We start from the raw sequence: 19399 nt of genomic DNA on the forward strand, positions 1-19399 counted from the left end.
CCGCCCGCCGACGCCTCCGATACGCACGACCCGGGCCGGACATGCCGACGGGCCCGTACGACTCACGTCGTACGGGCCCGTCGGTCGAAGCGGATCACCAGCCCGTGGGCCGAGCCGAGGCTCCTGGGTCCGGAAGGGTCAGACCGCCGCGCGGACCATGTCCGCCTGCGGGCCCTTCTGTCCCTGGGAGATCTCGAACTCGACCCGCTGGCCCTCCTCGAGGGTGCGGTAGCCGTCCATCTGGATCGCGCTGTAGTGGACGAACACGTCCGCACCACCGTCGACCGCGATGAAGCCGTAGCCCTTCTCCGCGTTGAACCACTTGACGGTGCCCTGAGCCATTCCGAACTCCCCTAGTGCTGTGCTGGCCCTTCACGGATCCCGCAGGTCGCGGGCCCGGGTCTGGTTTGAGGCCGGCCCGGGGAACCCCCCCTGAGCGCAGCCGTGCACGCCGCAGCCGCCCGCCATGGGCCACCGGACGGTGGTCGTCGAGCGGGTGAATGCGTCGATCGCGGCTGAATGTATCCGTATCGAAGCCCTCTGCAACAGGCCCAGCCAGCGGGAATTCGCGGCAGCCGTCGAGGCGCAATACGGGATGCATGCGGAGAAATTCGGCATATCACGCCGGGCATAGCGGACGAATGCCGCAAATAGCGGCCGGAATTCTGACGCCTGCCTGACATCTTTCACGGGCACGACATGTGAGCCGGTCTCAGCGGCCGGACGGGACACGAACGTGCGGGGCGCCCACGGGGGCGGCGATCGGCTGGCGGGGGAGGGGGCCCGGTCATCAGCTGTCCGACACTTTACTCCGCCTCGGACGGCCGAATTCCCACCCCAACGCGGCGAGCCGCCTTCACGACCGGAGAATTGAATTCCGGACACGAAGGCGGCTCGGTCCACCGGCGCCCCGCCGGCCCTCCCGGGGCGACCGGGGAAGGCGGGACGGAGCGGCCCGGCGGACGGGACCTGCGGGGCCGCGCCGGCGGGTGCCGGCGCGGGCGGCGGGGGCGGTCAGCAGCCGCCGGCCACCGCGGGGATGATCGACACGCTGGCGCCGTCCTTGATCTCGGTTGCCAGGCCCTCGGCGAAGCGCACGTCGTCGTCGTTGACGTAGATGTTGACGAAGCGGCGCAGCTTGCCGGTGTCGTCGAGCACGCGGGCGGCGATGCCCGCGTGGTTCTTCTCCAGGTCGGCGATGACCTCGGCGAGGGTCGCGCCCTCGGCGGCCACCTCGGCGGCGCCGCCGGTGTAGGTGCGCAGGATGGTCGGGATGCGGACGTTGGCGCTCATGGCGGTGGCTCTCCTAGCGTGATGGGGGATCAGGCGGACGCGAGGCCGGCCGACCGGAAGGACTCCAGCGTCGGGCGGATGGTCACGGTCAGACCGGCGTCGGCCACCGCGTCCAGGGTCTTGAGACCGTCGCCGGTGTTGATCGCGACCGTCTCCTTCGCCGGGTCCAGCTGCCCGGTCTCGACCAGCTTCTTCAGCACGCCGATGGTCACCCCGCCCGCGGTCTCGGCGAAGATGCCCTCGGTCCGGGCCAGCAGCTTGATCGCCTCGACCACCTCGGCGTCGGTGACGTCCTCGACGGCGCCGCCGGTGCGACGGGCGATGTCGAGCACGTACGGGCCGTCCGCCGGGTTGCCGATGGCCAGCGACTTGGCGATGGTGTTCGGCTTGACCGGGCGGATCACGTCACGGCCCGCCTTGAAGGCGGCCGACACCGGGGAGCAGCCCTCCGCCTGGGCGCCGAAGATCCGGTACGGGCGGTCCTCGACCAGGCCGAGCTTGATCAGCTCCTGCAGCCCCTTGTCGATCTTGGTGAGCTGCGAGCCCGACGCGATCGGGATCACGATCTGCTCCGGCAGGCGCCAGCCCAGCTGCTCGCAGATCTCGTACGCCAGGGTCTTGGAACCCTCGCCGTAGTACGGCCGCAGGTTGACGTTGACGAAGCCCCAGCCCTCGCCGGCCGGGTCGCCGATCAGCTCCGAGCAGAAGCGGTTCACGTCGTCGTAGTTGCCCTCGATGCCGACCAGCTCGCCGCCGTACACCCCGGCCATGACGACCTTGCCCTGCTCCAGGTCGTGCGGGATGAACACGCAGGACTTGAACCCGGCCCGGGCGGCCGCCGCGCCCACCGCGCCGGCCAGGTTGCCGGTCGACGAGCACGAGAGGGTGGTGAAGTCGAACGCGCGGGCCGCCTCGATGGCGCAGGCCACCACGCGGTCCTTGAACGAGTGCGTCGGGTTGCCCGAGTCGTCCTTGACGTGCAGCTGCGCGGTGAACCCGAGCTCGCGGCCCAGGTTGTCGGCCTTCACCAGCGGGGTCCAGCCCGGGTTCAGGTTCGGCTTGGAGGCGACGTCCGCGGGGACGGGCAGCAGCGGGGCGTAGCGCCAGATCGACGCCGGGCCGGCCTCGATCCGCTTGCGCAGCTCGTCCGCGCCGGCCGAGCCGAAGTCGTACGCGATCTCCAGCGGGCCGAAGCACTCCAGGCACGCGAAACTCGGGCCGAGCGGGAAGCGGGTGCCGCACTCGCGACAGGAGAGTGCGATGGCGGGGCCGAGGTCGACGGAGTCGGTCACGTCTGCGGCGCCGGAAGCGTTGGTCGCGGTGATAGCCATGATGGCGGAGGCCTCTCTCCTCATCTTCCCCGTGACGCGGGCGCGCCACAGGACGGAATTGGCACCTGTCCCGCCGGGCCGCGAAACGGCCGTGCGAGAAGGTTGCCGGGACGTCGACGGGCCGTTCCCTCAGTCCCTCTGGATGAGCTCTGTGAAGTTGTGGTCCTGCGCAGCGGGCGACCCCGGCGTGCGAAGGTCTAAGCGCTGTACGAAGACTGTATCCGAAGGCGTCAACCGTGAAGCGGTCCGTCCGCCACGCGAGATGCCCGACCGACGCGAAGTGCCCCACCGACGCGCGCCATCGAGGGCGCCCACCAAGGAGTGTGCCGTGCCTGCCGAGCTGCCCCCCGCGCTTCTCCCGGAGGTGGCCTCCTGGCTGCGCCGCCGGTCCTGGAGCGCGGCCGACCGACCGGTGCGCGACCTGCTCGCCGCCAAGGAGGCGGCCGGCCGGGCCGGCACGATCAGCGTGGTGCTGCCCGCCCTGGACGAGGAGTCCACGGTGGGCGCCATCGTCTCGACGATCCGCCGGGAGCTGATGGAGCGTCTCCCGCTGGTCGACGAACTGGTCGTGGTCGACTCCGGTTCGGCGGACCGCACCGCCGAGGTCGCCGCCGGCGCCGGCGCGCGGGTGGTGCACCGGGACGCGATACTCCCCCGGCTGCCCGCCGAACCCGGCAAGGGCGAGGTGCTGTGGCGCTCCCTGCTGGTCACCTCGGGCGAGATCGTCTGCTTCGTGGACGCCGACCTGCGCGAGTTCGACCCCGCCTTCGTGTCGGGGATCGTCGGCCCGCTGCTGACCGATCCGGGCATCCAGCTGGTCAAGGCGATGTACGACCGCCCGTACGAGCTGCCGGGCGCCGGCGAGGGCACCGTCGACCCGATCGGCGGCGGCCGGGTCACCGAGCTGGTCGCCCGCCCGCTGCTCAACCTGCACTGGCCGGAACTCGCCGGTTTCGTGCAGCCGCTCGGCGGGGAGTACGCGGCCCGGCGCTCGCTGCTGGAGCGGCTGCCCTTCCCCACCGGCTACGGCGTGGAACTCGGCCTGCTGGTGGACGCCCTGGAGACGGCCGGGCTGGACGCGCTCGCCCAGGTCGACGTGGGGGTCCGCCACCACCGGCACCAGGACAGCCAGGCGCTGGGGAGGATGGCCGCGACCATCTACCGCACCGCCCTGGAACGCCTCGACCGCACCCACCGGCTCAAGGCCTCCGCGGACCTGGTGCACCCGCTGCTCACCCAGTTCACCCGGACCGGCGGGGGCTTCACCGCCCGCACCCACCCGGTCGGCGCGCTGGAGCGGCCGCCGATGCACACGGTCGCGGAGTATGTGAGCCGTCACACCGCGTGAAGGGACGTTTGGGGGCGCCGGACCACGGCAAGGTTCCCATCATGGGCGATCTCACGACGGCACGTTCGAGTACGACCGGAAGCGCCCCCGTCCTGGTGGCGTCCAACCGCGGTCCGGTGTCCTTCAGCCGACGCGAGGACGGCGGCCTGGACCTGCGCCGCGGCGGCGGCGGCCTGGTCTCCGGGCTCTCCGCCATCGACGACCCCTCGGCGGTCTGGGTCTGCGCGGCGCTCGGCGACGCCGACCGGACGGCGGCCCGGCAGGCCCCGGACGGCCGGCTCGACCGCGCCGGGCACGACGTCGGCGGACAGGCCGTCCGGATGCTGGACATCGATCCCGACACCTTCGCCCGGGCCTACAACGGGGTCGCCAACTCGACCCTCTGGTTCGTCCACCACCTGCTCTACGCCACACCGACCGAACCGGCCTTCGACGCCGGGTTCCGCACCGAGTGGCAGGCGTACGAGGAGTACAACACCGCCTTCGCCGACGCGCTCGCCGCCGAGGCCGCCCCGGGCGCCGCCGTCCTGGTGCAGGACTACCACCTGTCCCTGGTGCCCGCGCTGCTCCGGGCCCGCCGCCCCGACCTGCGGATCGGCCACTTCTCGCACACCCCGTGGGCGCCGCCGGACTACTACCGGATGCTGCCGGACGACGTCGCCGAGGCCGTGCTCACCGGCATCCTGGGCGCCGACCGGGCCGGCTTCCTGACCCGCCGCTGGGCGCTCGCCTTCGCGGACTGCTGCGCCGACCTGCTCGGCGCCGAGGTCGACCGCGAGGCGCTCACCGTCACGCACGCGGGCCGCACCACCGCGCTGGGCGTGCACGGTCTGGGCGCCGACGCCGACTTCCTGCGCGAGCGCTCGCACCGGCCCGACGTCGAGGAGCGGCTGACCGCCCTGCGGGCGGCCGTGGGCGAGCGCCGCACGATCGTCCGGGTGGACCGCACCGAGCTGAGCAAGAACATCGTCCGCGGCCTGCTGGCCTACCGGCACCTGCTGCGGACCAGGCCCGAGTGGCTGGACCGGGTCGTGCACGTCGCCTTCGCCTACCCCTCGCGGACCGACCTGGCCGAGTACCGCGCGTACACGGCCTCGGTCGAGCGGATCGCCGGGGAGATCAACGAGGAGTTCGGCACCGACACCTGGCAGCCGCTGATCCTGCACGTCAACGACGACTTCCCGCGGTCCCTGGCGGCCTACCGGCTGGCCGACGTGGCGCTGGTCAACCCCATCCGGGACGGCATGAACCTGGTCGCCAAGGAGGTCCCCGTGGTCTCCGACGCGGGCTGCGCCCTGGTGCTGTCCCGGGAGGCGGGCGCGCACGCGGAACTCGGCGAGGACGCGATCAGCGTCAACCCGTACGACGTGATCGCCACCGCCGAGGCACTGCACACCGCCCTCACCATGCCCGCCGCCGAGCGCACCGAGCGCACCAAGCGGCTGGCCGCGGCGGCCACCGCGCTGCCGCCGCAGCAGTGGTTCCTCGACCAGCTCAACGCACTGGGCTGAGGCTCCCGCCGAGCCGCCGCACCAGCAGCTCCAACAGCTCCACCACGCCGGCCGGGCCGGGGACCACCAGGTCCGCCCGGTCGGCGAGTTCACGCACCGGCGCGTCGCCCACCGCGCCACTGCAGACCAGCAGGCCCGGCACGCCCTCGGAGCGGCCCTTCTCCACGGCCGCGAAGGCCGCCAGGTCACCCAGGTCGTCCCCGGCGTACAGCACCGAGCGGGCCGCGCGCTCGCGCAGGAAGGCGCTCAGCGCCGCCCCCTTGTCCACGCCCGGCGGGCGCAGCTCCAGCACCAGCCGCCCGGGCTCGACCATCAGCCCGTGCTCGGCGGCCAGTGCGGCCAGCGGCTGCCGGAGCAGCTCCAGGGCCGCCTCGGGGGTGTCGGCGCGGCGGGTGTGCACGGCCAGCGCCCGGCCCTTGTCCTCCACCCAGGTGCCGGGGCGGGCACCGGCGTCCGCCAGCCGAGCCGGCAGCAGTGCGCGGACCGCCGCGACACCGGGGTGCGGCTCGGGCGCCCGCACCTCGCCGCTGTCCGCGTCCCAGCGCTCGACGCCGTACTGGCCCAGCACGACCAGCCCGGGCACCCGGGCGAAGCCGCCGTACTCGACCGCCAGCCCGGCCGGCCGGCCGGTCACCACGACCACCGAGCCCACGGCGGCGGCCAGTGCGGCCAGCGCGGGCGCCGCGCCGGGGTGGGCGCGGGCCCGGGCGGGGTCGGGCACGATCGGGGCGAGCGTCCCGTCGAAGTCGAAGGCGGCGACCGCCCCGCCGGGGTCGGCGAGCAGCGCCGCCAGCCCCTCGCGTCCAGCAGCGGTAACCGGCTCCGGCAACTCGGTGATGGCCATGGTCCGACCCTACCCAGGGCCGCGCCCGGCACACCGGCCAGCGCGCGGGGGGCTCCCCCGGCGGGCGGGTCGCGGCCTCAGCGGGCCTCGCGCTTGCGTTCGCGGATCCGGCGCAGCCGGTTGACCAGGAGAGGGTCCCGCGCGAGGGCCTCGGGCCGGTCGAGCAGGGCGTTCAGCAGCTGGTAGTAGCGGGTGCCGGACAGGCCCAGCTCCTCGCGGATGGCCCGTTCCTTGGCGCCCGCCGTCCGCCAGGCCCGCGCCTCCAGCGCCAGGACGGCCAGGTCGCGTGCTCCGAGTTCGGCCATCGCCCTCACCTCCGTGTCCGGCCGGGCCCGTACGGGCCCTACGAGGTGTCATTCTCCCCCGCCGGTCCGACACACTGTGGCGCCCCCGTCGCGGCCGGCGGGCGGGTTAGCGTCGGGGCATGACCGACAGCTTCGCCCTGCACATCCCGACCGCCGAGCTCGAACCCGACCCGCTGGACCCGGCCCAGATCGTCTCCGGCACCCCCGAGGTGTCCGGGAGGGTGCTCTGGGAGTCGGAGGACGGCCGCCAGCTGCGCGGGATCTGGCAGATCACCCCGGGGGTGGTCACCGACACCGAGGCCGACGAGCTCTTCGTGGTGCTCAGCGGCCGGGCCACCATCGCCTTCGAGGACGGCCCGACGCTGGAGGTGGGGCCCGGCGACTGCGCCGTGCTGCACGCGGGCGACCGGACCACCTGGACGGTGCACGAGACCCTGCGCAAGGCGTACGCCCTGACCCTCGGCTGACCCGCCCCGCTCCCCCGCTGACGCGCCCCGGGCCCGTACCCGTGCCGGTACGGGCCCGGGGTCGCGGGCGCCCGGGGTGGGTGCACCGGGTCGGTGCACCGGGTCAGCGCACCCGCTTGGCCTCCGCGACGGCGGCCTCCTGCAGCCCGCCGAGCACCTGCTTGGCGTCGCCCGTGGCCGCGTGCCCGATCTCCTTCTTGATCTTGCTGCTGACCTGCTCCCAGGCGGGATCCCCGAGCGGGTAGAAGCTGGCGTTCGGGAGCACCGCGAGGAACTGCTTGAGGTCCTCGTGCTTACCGTTGCTGCTCATCTCGGCCAGGGTGTCCTGGGTGACCGGCAGCAGGTTGTACTTCTCGTCGAACGCGAGCGTGTTCTCCTTCGCGTAGACGAAGTTGAGCAGCTTCTTGATCTCCAGCTTGTGGCCGTTGGCCTTGAAGGCCATCATCCAGTCGGCCACCCCGAGGGTGCCGGTGCGGCCCACGCCGTCCTTGCGCGGGATGGCCGCGGTACCGAAGTCGACCTTGGCGGCGGTGGCCTTGCCCAGCAGCGACGGGTGGCCGTTGAGCATCGCCACCTTGCCGGCCGCGAAGTCGGCGAACGCGGTCTTGCGGTCGACCGTGCCGGGGTCCGGGTAGGTGAGGTGGGACTCGACCAGGTTGGCCCGCAGCCAGCTGAAGGTGGCCAGGTTCTGGGGGCTGTCGATGCTGTAGTTGCCGACGTCGTCGGAGAGCGCCCCGCCGCCGCTCATCGCCCACATCATCGACTCGCCCTGGGCCTCCTCGGGCCCGAGCGGCAGCCCGTACGGGGTCACCCCCGGCACCTTGGCCTTGATCTTGTCGGCGTCCGCCTTGAGCTCGGACCAGGTGGCGGGCGGCTGGGTGATGCCGGCCTTCTGGAAGATCGTCTTGTTGTAGAAGAACACCCGCGAGGACGAGACGAACGGGATGCCGTACTGGGTGCCCAGCACCTGGCCGGCGTGGGCGAACCCCTCGCTGATGTTGGCCTGGGTCTCCATCGACAGCACGTCCGCGGCGGGGTAGAGCCGCTTGGCGGCGACCTGGTCGGCGAACCCGCCGGTCTGCACGAGGTCGGGCGAGGAGCCGCTCTTGATCTGCTCGGCGACCCGCTTGTCGATGTCGTTCCAGCTGATCACGTCGACCTTGACCTTGATGCCGGGGTTGGCGGTCTCGAACCGCCGGGCCAGGTCCTCCCAGTACGGCCGGGAGCTCGTGGCCTCGTCGTCGCCGTAGTCGGCGGCGACCAGCTTCAGCGTCACATCGGAGCCCGAGGCCCCGCCGCAGCCGCTCAGCAGCAGCGCGCCGACGACCGCGGAACCGATCAGCCGGAAGGACCCGTGGGCACGCCTGTTCACCGCGATGTACCGCCTTCTATGGGGGAGACTGGCGGTAACACTCCCAAACCGGACTCACAGAGGTCCAGACCTCCCCGAGGTAGTTATCGAAGTGTCGGATCACGTTGCAGTACGCGCAATGACAATCAGGTGATAGTGGACAGAACACCCGTCCGTCCGTTCGGGGTTCAGGCCGTGATCACCTGTACGCCGGCCTCCGTGAACGACGCGGCCAGCTCCTCGTCCACCTCGGTGTCCGTGACCAGCGTGGAGATCCGCTCCAACCCGCAGATCCGGGCGAAGACCCGGCGGCCCAGCTTGGAGGAGTCGGCGACCACCACCACCCGGCGGGCCTTCTCGGCCAGCAGCCGGTTGACGCTCGCCTCACCCTCGTGATGGGCCGTCGCACCGTGCGCAAGGTCCACCGCGTCCACGCCCAACACCGTGACGTCCAGCGTCAGTTCGTCCAGCACGGCATGGGCGAGCGGGCCGATCAGCTCGTACGACTGCGGCCGGGCCACGCCGCCGGTGACGACGATCTTCACCTGGGGACGGACCGTCAACTCGTTGGCGATGTTCAGCGCGTTGGTGACGATGGTCAGCATCCGGCCCGGCGCCCCCTCGGAGCGCTCGACCAGTTCGGGCCGCACCGCGAGCGCCCGCGCCACCTCGGTGGTGGTCGTCCCGCCGTTGAGCCCGACCACCTCGCCGGGCGCGATCAGGGCGGCGGCGGCCGCACCGATCCGCTGCTTGGCCCCGGCGTGCCGGGCCGTCTTGTAGCGCAGCGGAAGGTCGTACGAGACGTTGTGCGCCACGGCGCCGCCCCTCGTCCGGGTGACCATCTGCTGGCGGGCCAACTCGTCGAGGTCGCGGCGGATGGTGGCGGCCGAGACGTCCAGGGTCTGTGCGGCCTCCTCGACGTCCAGCCGGCCGTTCTCGGCCAACAGCTCCAACAGTGCGTTCCACCGCTCGTACCTGGACACGCGCCGCCGCCCCTCCTCCGTCCCGTGCCGCGCGCGATCACGCGGGCGGGGCCAGCCTCGCACATTCCGGCGCCGACGGGACCTGCCCGGGCGTGCGACCGTTCACTGGACAGCCACCGACCGTTCGACGGGCGCACCGCGGACCGGCGGGGGCGCACGGGGGGCTCGGCGAAGCCCGGGGGCGTTCGAAGGGGTCGCCAAGTCACCACAAATCGCCCGAGCTCCCCCCACAGCGACAAATCTCACTCGTACCGGTCCGGACCAATAGCCCAACTGGACTAGACCTCTTCCACCTGACCAAGGAAACTGTCCACCGTGAAGCACGTCATCGCACTCGATGTAGGCGGCACCGGCATGAAGGCCGCGCTGCTCGCCCAGGACGGCTCCGTGCTGTTCGAAGCACGCCGACCGACCGGGCGGGAGCACGGCACGGACGCCGTGGTCACCGCCATCCTCGACTTCGCCGCCGACCTGGCGGACGAGGGGCGCAGCCGTTTCGGCAGCGACCCCCTCGCCGCGGGCGTCGCCGTCCCGGGGACGCTCGACGAGAAGAACGGGATCGCCGTGTTCTCCGCCAACCTCGGTTGGCGCGACCTCCCACTGCGCAAACTCCTCGGCGAACGCCTGGCCGGAGCGGACGGCGCCCCGATGCCGGTCGCCCTCGGCCACGACGTCCGCTCCGGCGGGCTGGCCGAGGGCCGGCTCGGCGCGGGCCGGGGCGTCGACCGCTTCCTGTTCATCGCGCTCGGCACCGGCATCGCCGGCGCCATCGGCATCGGCGGACGGATCGAGGCCGGGGCCCACGGCTACGGCGGCGAGATCGGCCACGTGGTGGTCCGCCCCGGCGGTCCCGCCTGCGGCTGCGGCGCCCGGGGCTGTCTGGAGACCCTCGCCTCGGCCTCCGCCGTGTCGCGGGCCTGGGCCGAGGCCACCGGCGACCCGCAGGCCGACGCGGCGGCCTGCGCCGACGCCGTCGACCGCGGGGACGAGCGGGCGGCCGAGGTCTGGCGGCGCGCGATCGACGCCCTCGCCGACGGCATCGTGCTGGCCCAGAGCCTGCTCGACCCGTCCACGGTGATCGTCGGCGGCGGCCTGGCCGAAGCCGGCGACACCCTGTTCACCCCGCTGCGCGCGGCGGTGACGGAGCGGCTGACCTTCCAGATGCCCCCGCTGGTGGTACCCGCCATGCTCAAGGACACGGCAGCGTCACTGGGCGCGGGCCTCCTCGCCTGGGACCTGCTCTCGGTGACCCCTCCGGCCCGCGCATGAGCGGGCTCCCCGCCGATCCCCGGGGCCCGGTGGCGGCGGGGGGCCCGCAGGCCGTTCCCGGGCGGGTCCCCGGCAGCGGCGGCACGGCGCTTCGCGCATTCGAACAAGGGGACCAGGCGTCCCGACTCATGGAGGTGACCGCGTGACTGCCGCGGACCGTACTGCACTGGCCGGCGCCCGACTGGTCCTGCCCGGTGGCGTCGTCGACAACGGCCGGATCACCGTCGAGGGGCCGATCCTGTCGGCCTTCGGCGGCGACCGCGAGCCGGGCGACCTCGACCTGACGGGCTACACCGTCGTCCCCGGGTTCGTCGACCTGCACGTGCACGGCGGCGGCGGCGCCTCGTACGCCTCCGGGATCGCCGAGGAGGCGCTCACGGCGGCCCGCACCCACCTGGCGCACGGCACCACCACCACCGTCGCCAGCACCGTCACGGGGGAGATCGACGAGGTCTGCCGCCAGGCCGCCGTGCTGTCCGAGCTGGTGGAGGACGGCGTCCTTGCCGGCGTGCACTTCGAGGGCCCGTTCATCTCGCACCACCGGTGCGGGGCCCACCGCCCCGACCTGCTGCGCGACCCCGACCCGGCGCTGGTGCGCAAGCTGGTCGACGCCGCGCGCGGCCACGCGAAGATGGTCACCCTGGCACCGGAGCTGCCCGGCGGGCTGGAGTCCGTCCGGATGCTGACCGACCTCGGCGTGATCGCCGCCGTCGGGCACACCGACTCCGACTACGCCAAGACGCTGGAGGCCATCGACGCCGGCGCCACCGTCGCCACCCACCTGTTCAACGCGATGCCCGGCATCCAGCACCGCGCGCCGGGCCCGATCGTCGCCCTGCTGGAGGACGAGCGGGTCACCGTCGAGCTGATCAACGACGGCATCCACCTGCACCCCTCGGTGCTGGACCTCGCCTACGGCACGGCCGGCGCCTCCCGGGTCGCGCTGATCACCGACGCGATGGGCGCGGCCGGCATGGGCGACGGCCTCTACCCGCTCGGCCCGCTGCAGGTGCGGGTCGAGAACGGCGTCGCCCGCCTCGTCGAGGGCGGCTCCATCGCCGGCTCCACCCTCACCCTGGACGTCGCCTTCCGGCGCTCGGTCACCGTGAACGGGCTGAGCCTGAACCAGGCCGTCGAGTCGCTCTCCACCGTGCCGGCCCGCCTGCTGGGCCTCGCCGACTCGATCGGCTCGCTGGAGGCCGGCAAGAACGCCGACCTCGTCGTCCTCGACTCCGAGAGCCACGAGCTGGTCGCGGTGATGCGCCGGGGCGCGTGGGTCACCGGCGCCGAGCGCTTCACCGCGGTCGCCGCGGTCTGAGCCCGCCGCCGTCCGGGCACGCTGCGGTCCGGGCCCACTTAGGTCCGGGCGCAGCGGCGTCCGGTCGCACCGCCCGCCGGCCCTGCCGTCCGGCTCGCCGCCGGCCCCGTCCTCGGGGCGGCGGCGTCGCCCGACGGCGGCTCAGCCGTTGGGGCTGACCGTGATCTGGTCGACCAGGACGGTGCCCCCGGCCGGGGCGGTCACCGTGACGGTGTTCGACCCGGCCGTCAGCTGCGGCAGGATGTAGGTGCTGTACCAGGACTGCGTCGGGTCGTTGCCCGGCGCGTAGTTCTTGAAGTCCAGCCCGCCGTCGCGGTCCTTGCCGTTGACGTTCACCGTCCCCTTGAGGTCGGAGCCCGGGTTGTTGAAGTGCACCAGGAACTTGTAGGTGCCCGCGGTCGGGACCTCGCCCTTCCAGGTCACCGAGGCACCGGGCTGGAGCGTCAGGTAGCTGCCGTCCGCGGACTTCGCGCCCTTCACCGTGCTGGCCAGCGGGGCGTTCTGCCCCTGCAGCTGGCCGGCGTCCGTGGTGGTGGGGCCGCCGGCCACCGTCGCCGGGGCGGTCGGCGAGGCGCTCGCGGTGGCGGTGCTCACCGGGCTCGCCGGCGCCGAGGTCTGGGCGCCCTTGGCCTTGTCCTTCCCGTCCGGATCACCCGAGGACAGGGCGATCCCGGCGCCGACGGCGATCGCCGCGACCACGGCCACCGCGCCGATCACCGCGCCCTTGCTGCGGCCGCCGCTCGGCCGCTCCTCGCCCGGCTGCGGGCGGGAGCGCTCGGCGTAGCGGTTCTGCTGGGTCGGCAGCTCGCCGCCGTACTGCTGCTGCCCCGGGTACTGGCCCTGCGGGGCCGGCTCGGGCTGCGGGCGGGACTGCGGCTGCGGGCGGTGCGCGGGCTGGCCGTACTGGGTGCGACCGACCTCGACCGGCCGGTTGTACGAGGTGCGCGGGACACCGGGCTGCTGGCCGTTCTGCTGGGCGGGCGCGCCGTCGGCAGGGCGGTAGAGGTACCCGAACGGGTCGTCGTCCTGCGGGGCGCCGCTGTCAGGGCCCTCGGGCAAACCGTTGTTGCCGGCGCTCGTCACGGTGGTCAACTCCCCATCGCAGTGCCTCGCACGGCAGGCACGCCGTGCGCGCAAAGTTGGACGCTCGTACCCGGGAACCCTACCTGCCGCAGGTGACGCGGGGAAAAGGCCCTGGACGGCGGCCCCTCGACCGGGTATCGGGGCCGGGCAGCCGGCCGGTCCGAGCGGCACCCCGCCGGCCGCGCTCCGGGCCGCGCTCCGAGCCGGGGTGCGGCCGGGTCCACGGAGCCGGCCGCGTCAGCCCGCCCGGCGGTGCGAGCGCTCCCCGCGGGCGCCGCGGACGGCGCCGCCGCGCGCCCGCTTCTCGTCGTACATCCGCTCGTCTGCGGTGTGCAGCACCTCTTCGATGCTCATCCCGCAGCCCGCCCAGCCGATCCCCAGGCTGACCCCCACCCGCATCGCCCGGCCGTCGATCCGCATCGGCGGGATGATCGCGGTCCGCAGCCGGTTGGAGAGGTCCTTGGCCTCCTCGCGGCCGATGCCGTCGGCCAGCACCACGAACTCGTCGCCGCCGAGCCGGGCCACCGTGTCGCCCTCCCGGACGACCTGCTGGAGCCGGCGGGCCACCTCGACCAGCACCGCGTCGCCCGCGTTGTGGCCGAACCGGTCGTTGATCGACTTGAAGCCGTCCAGGTCGCAGAAGAGCACCGCGAGGCCCTTGTCGCCCTGCGCCGCGCCGCCGGAGCGCAGGGCCCCGACCCACATCTCGTTGGAGGAGCCCGCGTCGGCCGGCACCACCGCGTGCGCGTGCTCGGGCCCGCCGCGGCCGGGGGCGCGGTGCGCGGCGTGCTCGCCGCGGCCCTCGGGCAGCCCGTAGCCGTGCGCCGGCGCGGCGCCGGAGCCCAGGCCCTCCAGCCCCTCCAGACCGTCGAACGCACTGTGCGCGCTGTACGAACCGGCGCCCATCACCCCGGCGTACCCCGACTCGATCGCGCCGGCGCCGCTGTACGCCACCGCCTCGTGCGGGGCCGGCGCCTCCGGCCCCTGCGGCTGGGCGCACAGCCGGCGGCCCAGCCTGGCCTTGAGCTCGGCGCCGTTGGGCAGGCCGGTCAGGGCGTCGTGGCTGGCCCGGTGCGCGAGCTGGAACTCGTGCCGCTTGCGCTCCTCGATGTCCTCGACGTGCGTGAGCAGGAAGCTCGGCCCCTCGGCCGCGTCGGCGACCACCGAGTTGCGCAGGCAGACCCACTGGTAGCCGCCGTCGCGCCGGGACAGCCGCAGCTCGGCGCGGCCGCTCTCGGCGCTGGTGCGCTCCAGCAGGCCGCGGTCCTCGGGGTGCACCAGGTCGGCGAAGCTCTGCTGGCGCAGGACGGCGCGGGGGCGGCCGAGCAGCCGACAGAGCGCGTCGTTGACCCGGGTCAGCTGGCCCCGGCCGACACCGTGCAGCTCGGTGATGGCCATGCCGCTGGGGGCGTACTCGAAGGCCTGCCGGAAGCTCTCCTCGCTGGCTCTCAGCGCCTGCTGCTCCTTCTCCAGCCGGGCCAGGGCCCGCTGCATCTCGGCCCGCAGACGGGCGTTGCCGATCGCGATGGAGGCCTGCAGGGAGAACATCTCCAGGGCCTCGCGGGTCCACGCGCCGGGCCGCTTGCCGCTGCGCGGCCGGTCGACGGAGAGCACGCCGAGCAGGTCGCCGCCAGCGCTGTACATCGGGGCGAGCAGGCCGTCGCTGGGGTGCCAGTCGTTGGTGTAGACGGGCAGCGGGCCGTCGCCCGTCCAGCGCGGGATGTCACTGCCGACCGCCCAGCCCCGGTCGTAGGGCAGGAAGCGCAGGGTGCCCCAGTGGTCGCTGACGCCGAGCAGCCGGTCCCAGGACTCCCGGGAGCCGACCTGGCCGAGCAGCACGGCCGGGCCGCCGAGGGCGCTCTCCTCCAGCTCCCAGACGGCCGCCACCACCAGGTCGCCGTCGGGGCGCACCAGGCTCACCGCGGCCGCGTCGAAGCCGAGTCCGTGCACCGCGCCCTCGACCACGGCCTGCAAGGTGCCCGCCAGGCTGCGGGCAGCATTGAGGTCCGCCACGACCCGGTGCAAGGTGCGGAGGGTCGCCAGGCGGACGTACGGCTCCGACTCGGCTTCCATGCGGGGGCTCCCCGGCTGCTTCGGATAGTTCTTGATTGGTTATCGTCCGATTGCCAGAAGAACTGAATCACAGGGAGCACAACGATCGGCACTCTCGGTCAGCAATAGGGCACCACTTGTGACCCAAATCACACGATCGTTATGCGGCCTTATTCAGCTCATCCATCCAATAACCGGACATATCGCTACATCGCGGCCTTTCAGATGGTCGGCCGCTTCGCTCCCCCGCTGAAGCCCCGGCGCCTCCGGCAGGCCCTGCGGTTCACCCCTGGGAGTGAGCCGGGCCCCTGCGGGCCGGTGCGCGCGGCAGCCGGCGGCCCGGTCCTGCGGTCCTACGACCAGGGCCCGATGCCGCCGGGGCCGCCCGGCGGCTACCGTGCGGTACGTGTACCCGTCCCCGCAGCCCGCCGCTGCCCCCCTCGCGACGCCCGACGAGTTCCGGGCCGCCCTGTCCCAGCTCGCCTCCGGCGTGACGCTGGTGACCGCCCACGACCCGGAGGAAGGGGCGCGGGGCGAGGACGTCGGCATGACCGCGACGTCCTTCCTGTCCGTGTCGCTGGAGCCGCCGCTCGTCCTGATCTCCGTCCGCGAGGACTCCCGGATGGACGAGGTGCTGTCCCGGGTCGACACCTGGGCCGTCTCGCTGCTCGGCGAGGAGCACAAGACCCTCGGCTCGCGGTTCGCGATGAAGGGCCGGCTCAGCGACCGGCTGCTGTTCGCGGACACCCCGCACCACCGCGGCCCGCTCAGCGGCGCACCGCTGGTCGACCGGGCGCTGGCCACCGTCGAGTGCCGCACCGAGCAGCGGATAGCCGCCGGCGACCACACCCTGCTGCTCGGCCGGGTCCTGGAGGCGCGGGTGGCCGAGCCCGGGGGCAGGCCGCTGCTGTACTTCCGCGGCGGCTACCACCGGCTCGGCTGAGCCGCCCGGCGCGGGCCGCCGGCCGGCGCGCTACTCGCCGCGCTGCAGCCGCCGCCCCTGCTTGAGCTCCGCGCGGTGCCGCTTGTTGGACAGGCGCCGCTCGACCATGCCCTTGCTGGGCTTCGTCGCCCGCCGGGTCTTCGGCGGCGGGGCCGTGGCCTCCCCCAGCAGCGAGGCCAGCCGGGCCGCCGCGACCTCCCGGTTGCGCCACTGCGAACGGTGCTCGGAGGCCTTCACCACCAGCACCCGGCCGTCCACCAGCCGGCTCGCCAGCCGCTCCAGGGCGCGCTGCTTCCACACCTCCGGCAGGGCCGCCGTGGCGGCCAGGTCGAAGCGCAGCTCGACCTGGGTGTCCGAGGTGTTGACGTGCTGTCCGCCGGGACCGGAGGAACGGGAGAAGCGCCAGACGAGCTCGGCGTCGGGGACGACCACCGATCCCCGTACGCGGATGGGCTCAGGCATGGCCCCATCATCGCGTGACCGGCGCCCCCGGTCACGCGGTTATCCGGTCCGGGCGCACCCCGACCGCGCTGCCCGCCGGGCCGCTCACCCGCCCGCGGACGGGCCGTCGACGGACCGCGGACGGGCCGGTGGCCCGGGCCGGCGGGTGCCGGTTATCCACAGCCGTCCGCAGCCCCGACAATGGCGTACGTGATCGAGCTCGGCTACTCCCTGTCCAACCGCTTCCCCGACCCCCCGCAGACGGACTACCGCAACGCCTCCGTGCGCACCCTGCGGTACGACCTGTTCTGCGGCGACGTCTACCTCGACGCAGACGGCGCGGAGTTGTCCACAGCCTGGGGATGGGTGCCGGTGCTCGACTTCGCGTGGGCCCTGTGCGACATCGCCGAGGAGCTCGACCGCGACCCCGACGGCAGCAGGGCCGCCCGGGTGCAGACCGCCGACCTGGACTTCACCCAGAACACCGAGCTGCTCCGGTTCGCCCGCCGGTTCAACTGGGTCGAGGTCGGCGCGACCTGGCTGCCCGACGAGGCGCCGGCGGTGATCCGCCACTCCGACCTCCGGCGCGAGGCCAGGGACTTCCTCCAGGACACCCTGGCCGACCTCTTCGACATGCACCCCGAACTGGCCGACAATCCGAACATCTGGACCGTCCAGGGGCGCTTCCCCCGGGTCTGACCAGAACGGCCCGGACACGAAGGAATTCGCCCGGACACCCCGGCCCGGCCACCCGCCGGCACCGGGTTTTGCCCTGCCCATTGCTCAAACTTCATTCGACCAAAAGAATTCAACGCTCCGGTGGCGGAACCAAGCCCCGCTACTCTCGCGTTATCTCCGGCAAAAGCAACGAAGGGACAGCAATCACCATGCCAGTGAGCCTCTCCAAGGGTGGCAACGTCTCGCTGACCAAGGAGGCCCCCGGCCTGTCCGCGGTCACCGTCGGCCTCGGCTGGGACGTCCGGACCACGACCGGCGCGGAATTCGACCTCGACGCCAGCGCCATCGTGCTGAACGCGGACGGCAAGGTCCTGTCCAACAGCCACTTCGTGTTCTTCAACAACACCAGCACCCCGGACAGCACCGTGGTGCACACCGGTGACAACCGCACCGGCGAGGGCGCCGGCGACGACGAGGCGATCAACGTGAACCTCGCGGGCCTGCCCGCCGAGGCGACGAAGATCACCTTCCCGGTCTCGATCTACGACGCGGTCGCCCGCTCGCAGAGCTTCGGCCAGGTCCGCAACGCCTACATCCGCGTGCTCAACGCGGCCGGCGGCGCCGAGATCGCCCGCTACGACCTCTCCGAGGACGCGGCCACCGAGACCGCCATGATCTTCGGCGAGCTCTACCGCAACGGCGCCGAGTGGAAGTTCCGCGCCGTCGGCCAGGGCTACGCCTCGGGCCTCGCCGGCATCGCCCAGGACTTCGGCGTCCAGCTCTGACCCGCCCCTAGGGCCTGTCCGCACAGGCACGTCATGCCGGAGGCCCGGCCCCCTCGGGGCCGGGCCTCCGGCATGACCGCGCCCGCGCTCAGCGGCTGGCGCGCAGCTCGGGCAGCTCGATGCACTCCGTCTCGTCCTCCGCCGACAGGTCGACCACCGCGGGCCCGCCCGGCCGCTGCTGCGGCCCGGCCGGCTCGGCCCCGGGTGCCGGCGCGGGCGCCGCGGCGGCGGCCGGGCCGAAGCCGGTGGTCTCGGCCACCGCCTCGTCGCCCAGCACGTCCGCCAGGTCCGCCCGGTCGCCCAGCTCCGAGACGCTGCCCACGGCCGGCGCCGGGGCCGCCGCACGGACGGCGGCCCCGCCGCGACCGAAGAAGCTGAAGTTCTGCCCGCGACCCGCCTGCGGCGGCCGCGGACGCTGGCGCTCGGAGCGGACCACCGCGGTGGTCGGGGCTCCGCCCAGCTGCTCCACGGTGGCCGTCAGGACCGGCCGTACGGGCGCCGCACCGACCGCCCGGGCACCGGGGGCGGGGCGCTCCCCCGCGGAGGCCGCAGCCGGCTCCGCGGGCCGCGCCGGGTCGCCCGCGGGCACCGAGGTGCCGGGGACGGCCTGCGCCGGCACGATCGGCGCCGGCGTCTGGGCCTGCTTCGCGACGGCGGCCGCGGCGACGGTACGGGCCAGCGAGGGCGCGGCGGGCGCGACCGTCACGGCGGGCGCAGCCGGTCCCGCGGGCGCGCCGGGTACGGGGGCGGCCGGTACCGGGGCGGCCGGAGCCGCCGGGACGTTGCGGGCCCGCAGCGACAGCTGGGCGCCCGCCACCTGCTCGCGCTGCGCCTCCGCCACCGCCGCCCGCCGCTCCAGGTGCCGCAGGACGGCCGCCGCGCGGACGTACGCCGCCGGGCTCACCGGGTGCCGGGGACGCGCCGCCGCGAGCGCCCGCCGGGTCGCCTCGGCCTCCTTGAGGGCCTGCTCGGCGACCATCACGGCACGCTCGCGCAGCAGCCGGGCGATCTCGGTCTCGGCCTTCGCCAGCCGCGACTTCTCCGCGGTGAGCCGGCGGCCGAAGCGGGTGGCCCGCTCCTCGGCGACCTCGGCCGCGTACTCGGTCTCGGCGAGCTGCTCCTCGAACCGCTCCTCGGCGCGCAGCCGCTGCGCGGCGGCGACGTCGGCGGCGGCCCGGGCCCCGCGGTCGCGCTGGCGCAGCAGGAGGGCGATCCCCAGCGCGGCCAGCACGGCGGCGACGCCCACCGACCTGACCAGGAGAGGGTCCTGACTGAACACCAGGGCGGTCACCGCGGCCACGACGAGAGCGGTGGCGGCGGTGGGGGGAACGGCCCGGCCGAGGACGGAGGAATGACGATGACGTCCGCGAGACATGCCAAGAAACTAGCGTGCGAAT

At 73.8% G+C, this 19399-nt stretch carries 19 protein-coding genes and 1 riboswitch; of the genes, 8 read left to right on the forward strand and 11 right to left on the reverse strand.

The genetic code is table 11. From position 1 onward, the window contains the following. Positions 1-138 precede the first annotated feature (138 nt). The 3 genes from ACFTWP_RS04330 to thrC all read right to left on the reverse strand — a co-directional run bounded on the left by ACFTWP_RS04330 (position 139) and on the right by thrC (position 2624). Positions 139-342, reverse strand: a complete 204-nt coding sequence (locus ACFTWP_RS04330; RefSeq protein WP_030289665.1) for a cold-shock protein — start codon at positions 340-342, stop codon at positions 139-141. A gap of 672 nt (positions 343-1014) precedes the next feature. Then, complete coding sequence (locus ACFTWP_RS04335; RefSeq protein ID WP_073924017.1) at positions 1015-1293, reverse strand: MoaD/ThiS family protein; 279 nt, start codon at positions 1291-1293, stop codon at positions 1015-1017. Between the two features lie 29 nt (positions 1294-1322). Further along, positions 1323-2624 (reverse strand): threonine synthase, encoded by a 1302-nt coding sequence (gene thrC / locus ACFTWP_RS04340; RefSeq protein ID WP_380262525.1) that lies wholly within the window; start codon positions 2622-2624, stop codon positions 1323-1325. Between the two features lie 17 nt (positions 2625-2641). Next, a riboswitch (SAM riboswitch) is annotated at positions 2642-2773 on the reverse strand. Positions 2774-2952: 179 nt separating this feature from the next. On the opposite strand from thrC, the gene ACFTWP_RS04345 reads away from it, so the two are divergent. Both ACFTWP_RS04345 and ACFTWP_RS04350 read left to right on the forward strand, forming a co-directional pair. Next, positions 2953-3972 (forward strand): glucosyl-3-phosphoglycerate synthase, encoded by a 1020-nt coding sequence (locus ACFTWP_RS04345; protein WP_380262527.1) that lies wholly within the window; start codon positions 2953-2955, stop codon positions 3970-3972. Between the two features lie 41 nt (positions 3973-4013). Further along, complete coding sequence (locus ACFTWP_RS04350) at positions 4014-5483, forward strand: trehalose-6-phosphate synthase (RefSeq protein ID WP_380262529.1); 1470 nt, start codon at positions 4014-4016, stop codon at positions 5481-5483. Here ACFTWP_RS04350 and otsB read toward each other — a convergent pair. Together otsB and ACFTWP_RS04360 are read right to left on the reverse strand one after the other, a co-directional pair. Then, positions 5467-6327 carry a trehalose-phosphatase gene (gene otsB, locus ACFTWP_RS04355; protein ID WP_380262531.1) on the reverse strand — a complete coding sequence of 287 codons (861 nt, stop codon included), beginning with the start codon at positions 6325-6327 and terminating at the stop codon, positions 5467-5469. The two genes, ACFTWP_RS04350 and otsB, sit on opposite strands and share 17 nt — an antisense overlap. A 77-nt stretch (positions 6328-6404) precedes the next feature. Continuing rightward, positions 6405-6632: a DUF3263 domain-containing protein gene (locus tag ACFTWP_RS04360; protein WP_380262533.1), complete on the reverse strand. Its 228-nt coding sequence runs from the start codon at positions 6630-6632 to the stop codon at positions 6405-6407. A gap of 119 nt (positions 6633-6751) precedes the next feature. Here ACFTWP_RS04360 and ACFTWP_RS04365 point away from each other — a divergent pair, with 119 nt between their 5' ends. Next, positions 6752-7099: a cupin domain-containing protein gene (locus ACFTWP_RS04365; protein ID WP_380262535.1), complete on the forward strand. Its 348-nt coding sequence runs from the start codon at positions 6752-6754 to the stop codon at positions 7097-7099. A 103-nt stretch (positions 7100-7202) separates the two neighbouring features. On the opposite strand, the gene ACFTWP_RS04370 is transcribed toward ACFTWP_RS04365, so the two are convergent. After that, positions 7203-8471 (reverse strand): extracellular solute-binding protein, encoded by a 1269-nt coding sequence (locus tag ACFTWP_RS04370; protein ID WP_380262537.1) that lies wholly within the window; start codon positions 8469-8471, stop codon positions 7203-7205. A 167-nt stretch (positions 8472-8638) separates the two neighbouring features. Beyond that, positions 8639-9433, reverse strand: a complete 795-nt coding sequence (locus ACFTWP_RS04375) for a DeoR/GlpR family DNA-binding transcription regulator (protein ID WP_380262539.1) — start codon at positions 9431-9433, stop codon at positions 8639-8641. A 315-nt stretch (positions 9434-9748) separates the two neighbouring features. On the opposite strand from ACFTWP_RS04375, the gene ACFTWP_RS04380 reads away from it, so the two are divergent. Further along, the gene (locus ACFTWP_RS04380) at positions 9749-10702 is read left to right on the forward strand and encodes an ROK family protein (RefSeq protein ID WP_380262541.1); all 954 of its coding nucleotides are present in this window, start codon (positions 9749-9751) and stop codon (positions 10700-10702) included. Positions 10703-10844: 142 nt separating this feature from the next. After that, positions 10845-12020: an N-acetylglucosamine-6-phosphate deacetylase gene (gene nagA / locus ACFTWP_RS04385; protein WP_380262543.1), complete on the forward strand. Its 1176-nt coding sequence runs from the start codon at positions 10845-10847 to the stop codon at positions 12018-12020. A gap of 141 nt (positions 12021-12161) precedes the next feature. Here the strand turns inward: nagA and ACFTWP_RS04390 are convergent, their stop codons facing one another. Next, on the reverse strand, positions 12162-13112 hold the full coding sequence (locus tag ACFTWP_RS04390) for a carbohydrate-binding protein (protein ID WP_380262545.1): 951 nt from the start codon (positions 13110-13112) through the stop codon (positions 12162-12164). 228 nt (positions 13113-13340) lie between these two features. Beyond that, entirely contained in the window at positions 13341-15176 is a 1836-nt protein-coding gene (locus ACFTWP_RS04395; RefSeq protein WP_380262547.1) for a diguanylate cyclase domain-containing protein, read from the reverse strand. Positions 15177-15561: 385 nt separating this feature from the next. On the opposite strand from ACFTWP_RS04395, the gene ACFTWP_RS04400 reads away from it, so the two are divergent. After that, positions 15562-16098, forward strand: coding sequence for a flavin reductase family protein (locus tag ACFTWP_RS04400; RefSeq protein ID WP_380262549.1), 537 nt, complete (start codon positions 15562-15564; stop codon positions 16096-16098). 30 nt (positions 16099-16128) lie between these two features. On the opposite strand, the gene arfB is transcribed toward ACFTWP_RS04400, so the two are convergent. Beyond that, entirely contained in the window at positions 16129-16560 is a 432-nt protein-coding gene (gene arfB, locus ACFTWP_RS04405) for an alternative ribosome rescue aminoacyl-tRNA hydrolase ArfB (protein ID WP_380262551.1), read from the reverse strand. 180 nt (positions 16561-16740) lie between these two features. Here arfB and ACFTWP_RS04410 point away from each other — a divergent pair, with 180 nt between their 5' ends. Together ACFTWP_RS04410 and ACFTWP_RS04415 are read left to right on the forward strand one after the other, a co-directional pair. Next, the gene (locus ACFTWP_RS04410; RefSeq protein WP_380262553.1) at positions 16741-17238 is read left to right on the forward strand and encodes a hypothetical protein; all 498 of its coding nucleotides are present in this window, start codon (positions 16741-16743) and stop codon (positions 17236-17238) included. 188 nt (positions 17239-17426) lie between these two features. Beyond that, positions 17427-18002 (forward strand): TerD family protein, encoded by a 576-nt coding sequence (locus ACFTWP_RS04415; RefSeq protein ID WP_266321858.1) that lies wholly within the window; start codon positions 17427-17429, stop codon positions 18000-18002. An 88-nt stretch (positions 18003-18090) separates the two neighbouring features. Here the strand turns inward: ACFTWP_RS04415 and ACFTWP_RS04420 are convergent, their stop codons facing one another. Next, positions 18091-19377, reverse strand: coding sequence for a hypothetical protein (locus ACFTWP_RS04420; protein ID WP_380262555.1), 1287 nt, complete (start codon positions 19375-19377; stop codon positions 18091-18093). Positions 19378-19399 lie beyond the last annotated feature (22 nt).

Origin of the sequence: Kitasatospora sp. NPDC057015, from assembly GCF_042673745.1 — a bacterium.
In the GTDB taxonomy this organism is placed as follows: Bacteria; Actinomycetota; Actinomycetes; order Streptomycetales; family Streptomycetaceae; genus Kitasatospora.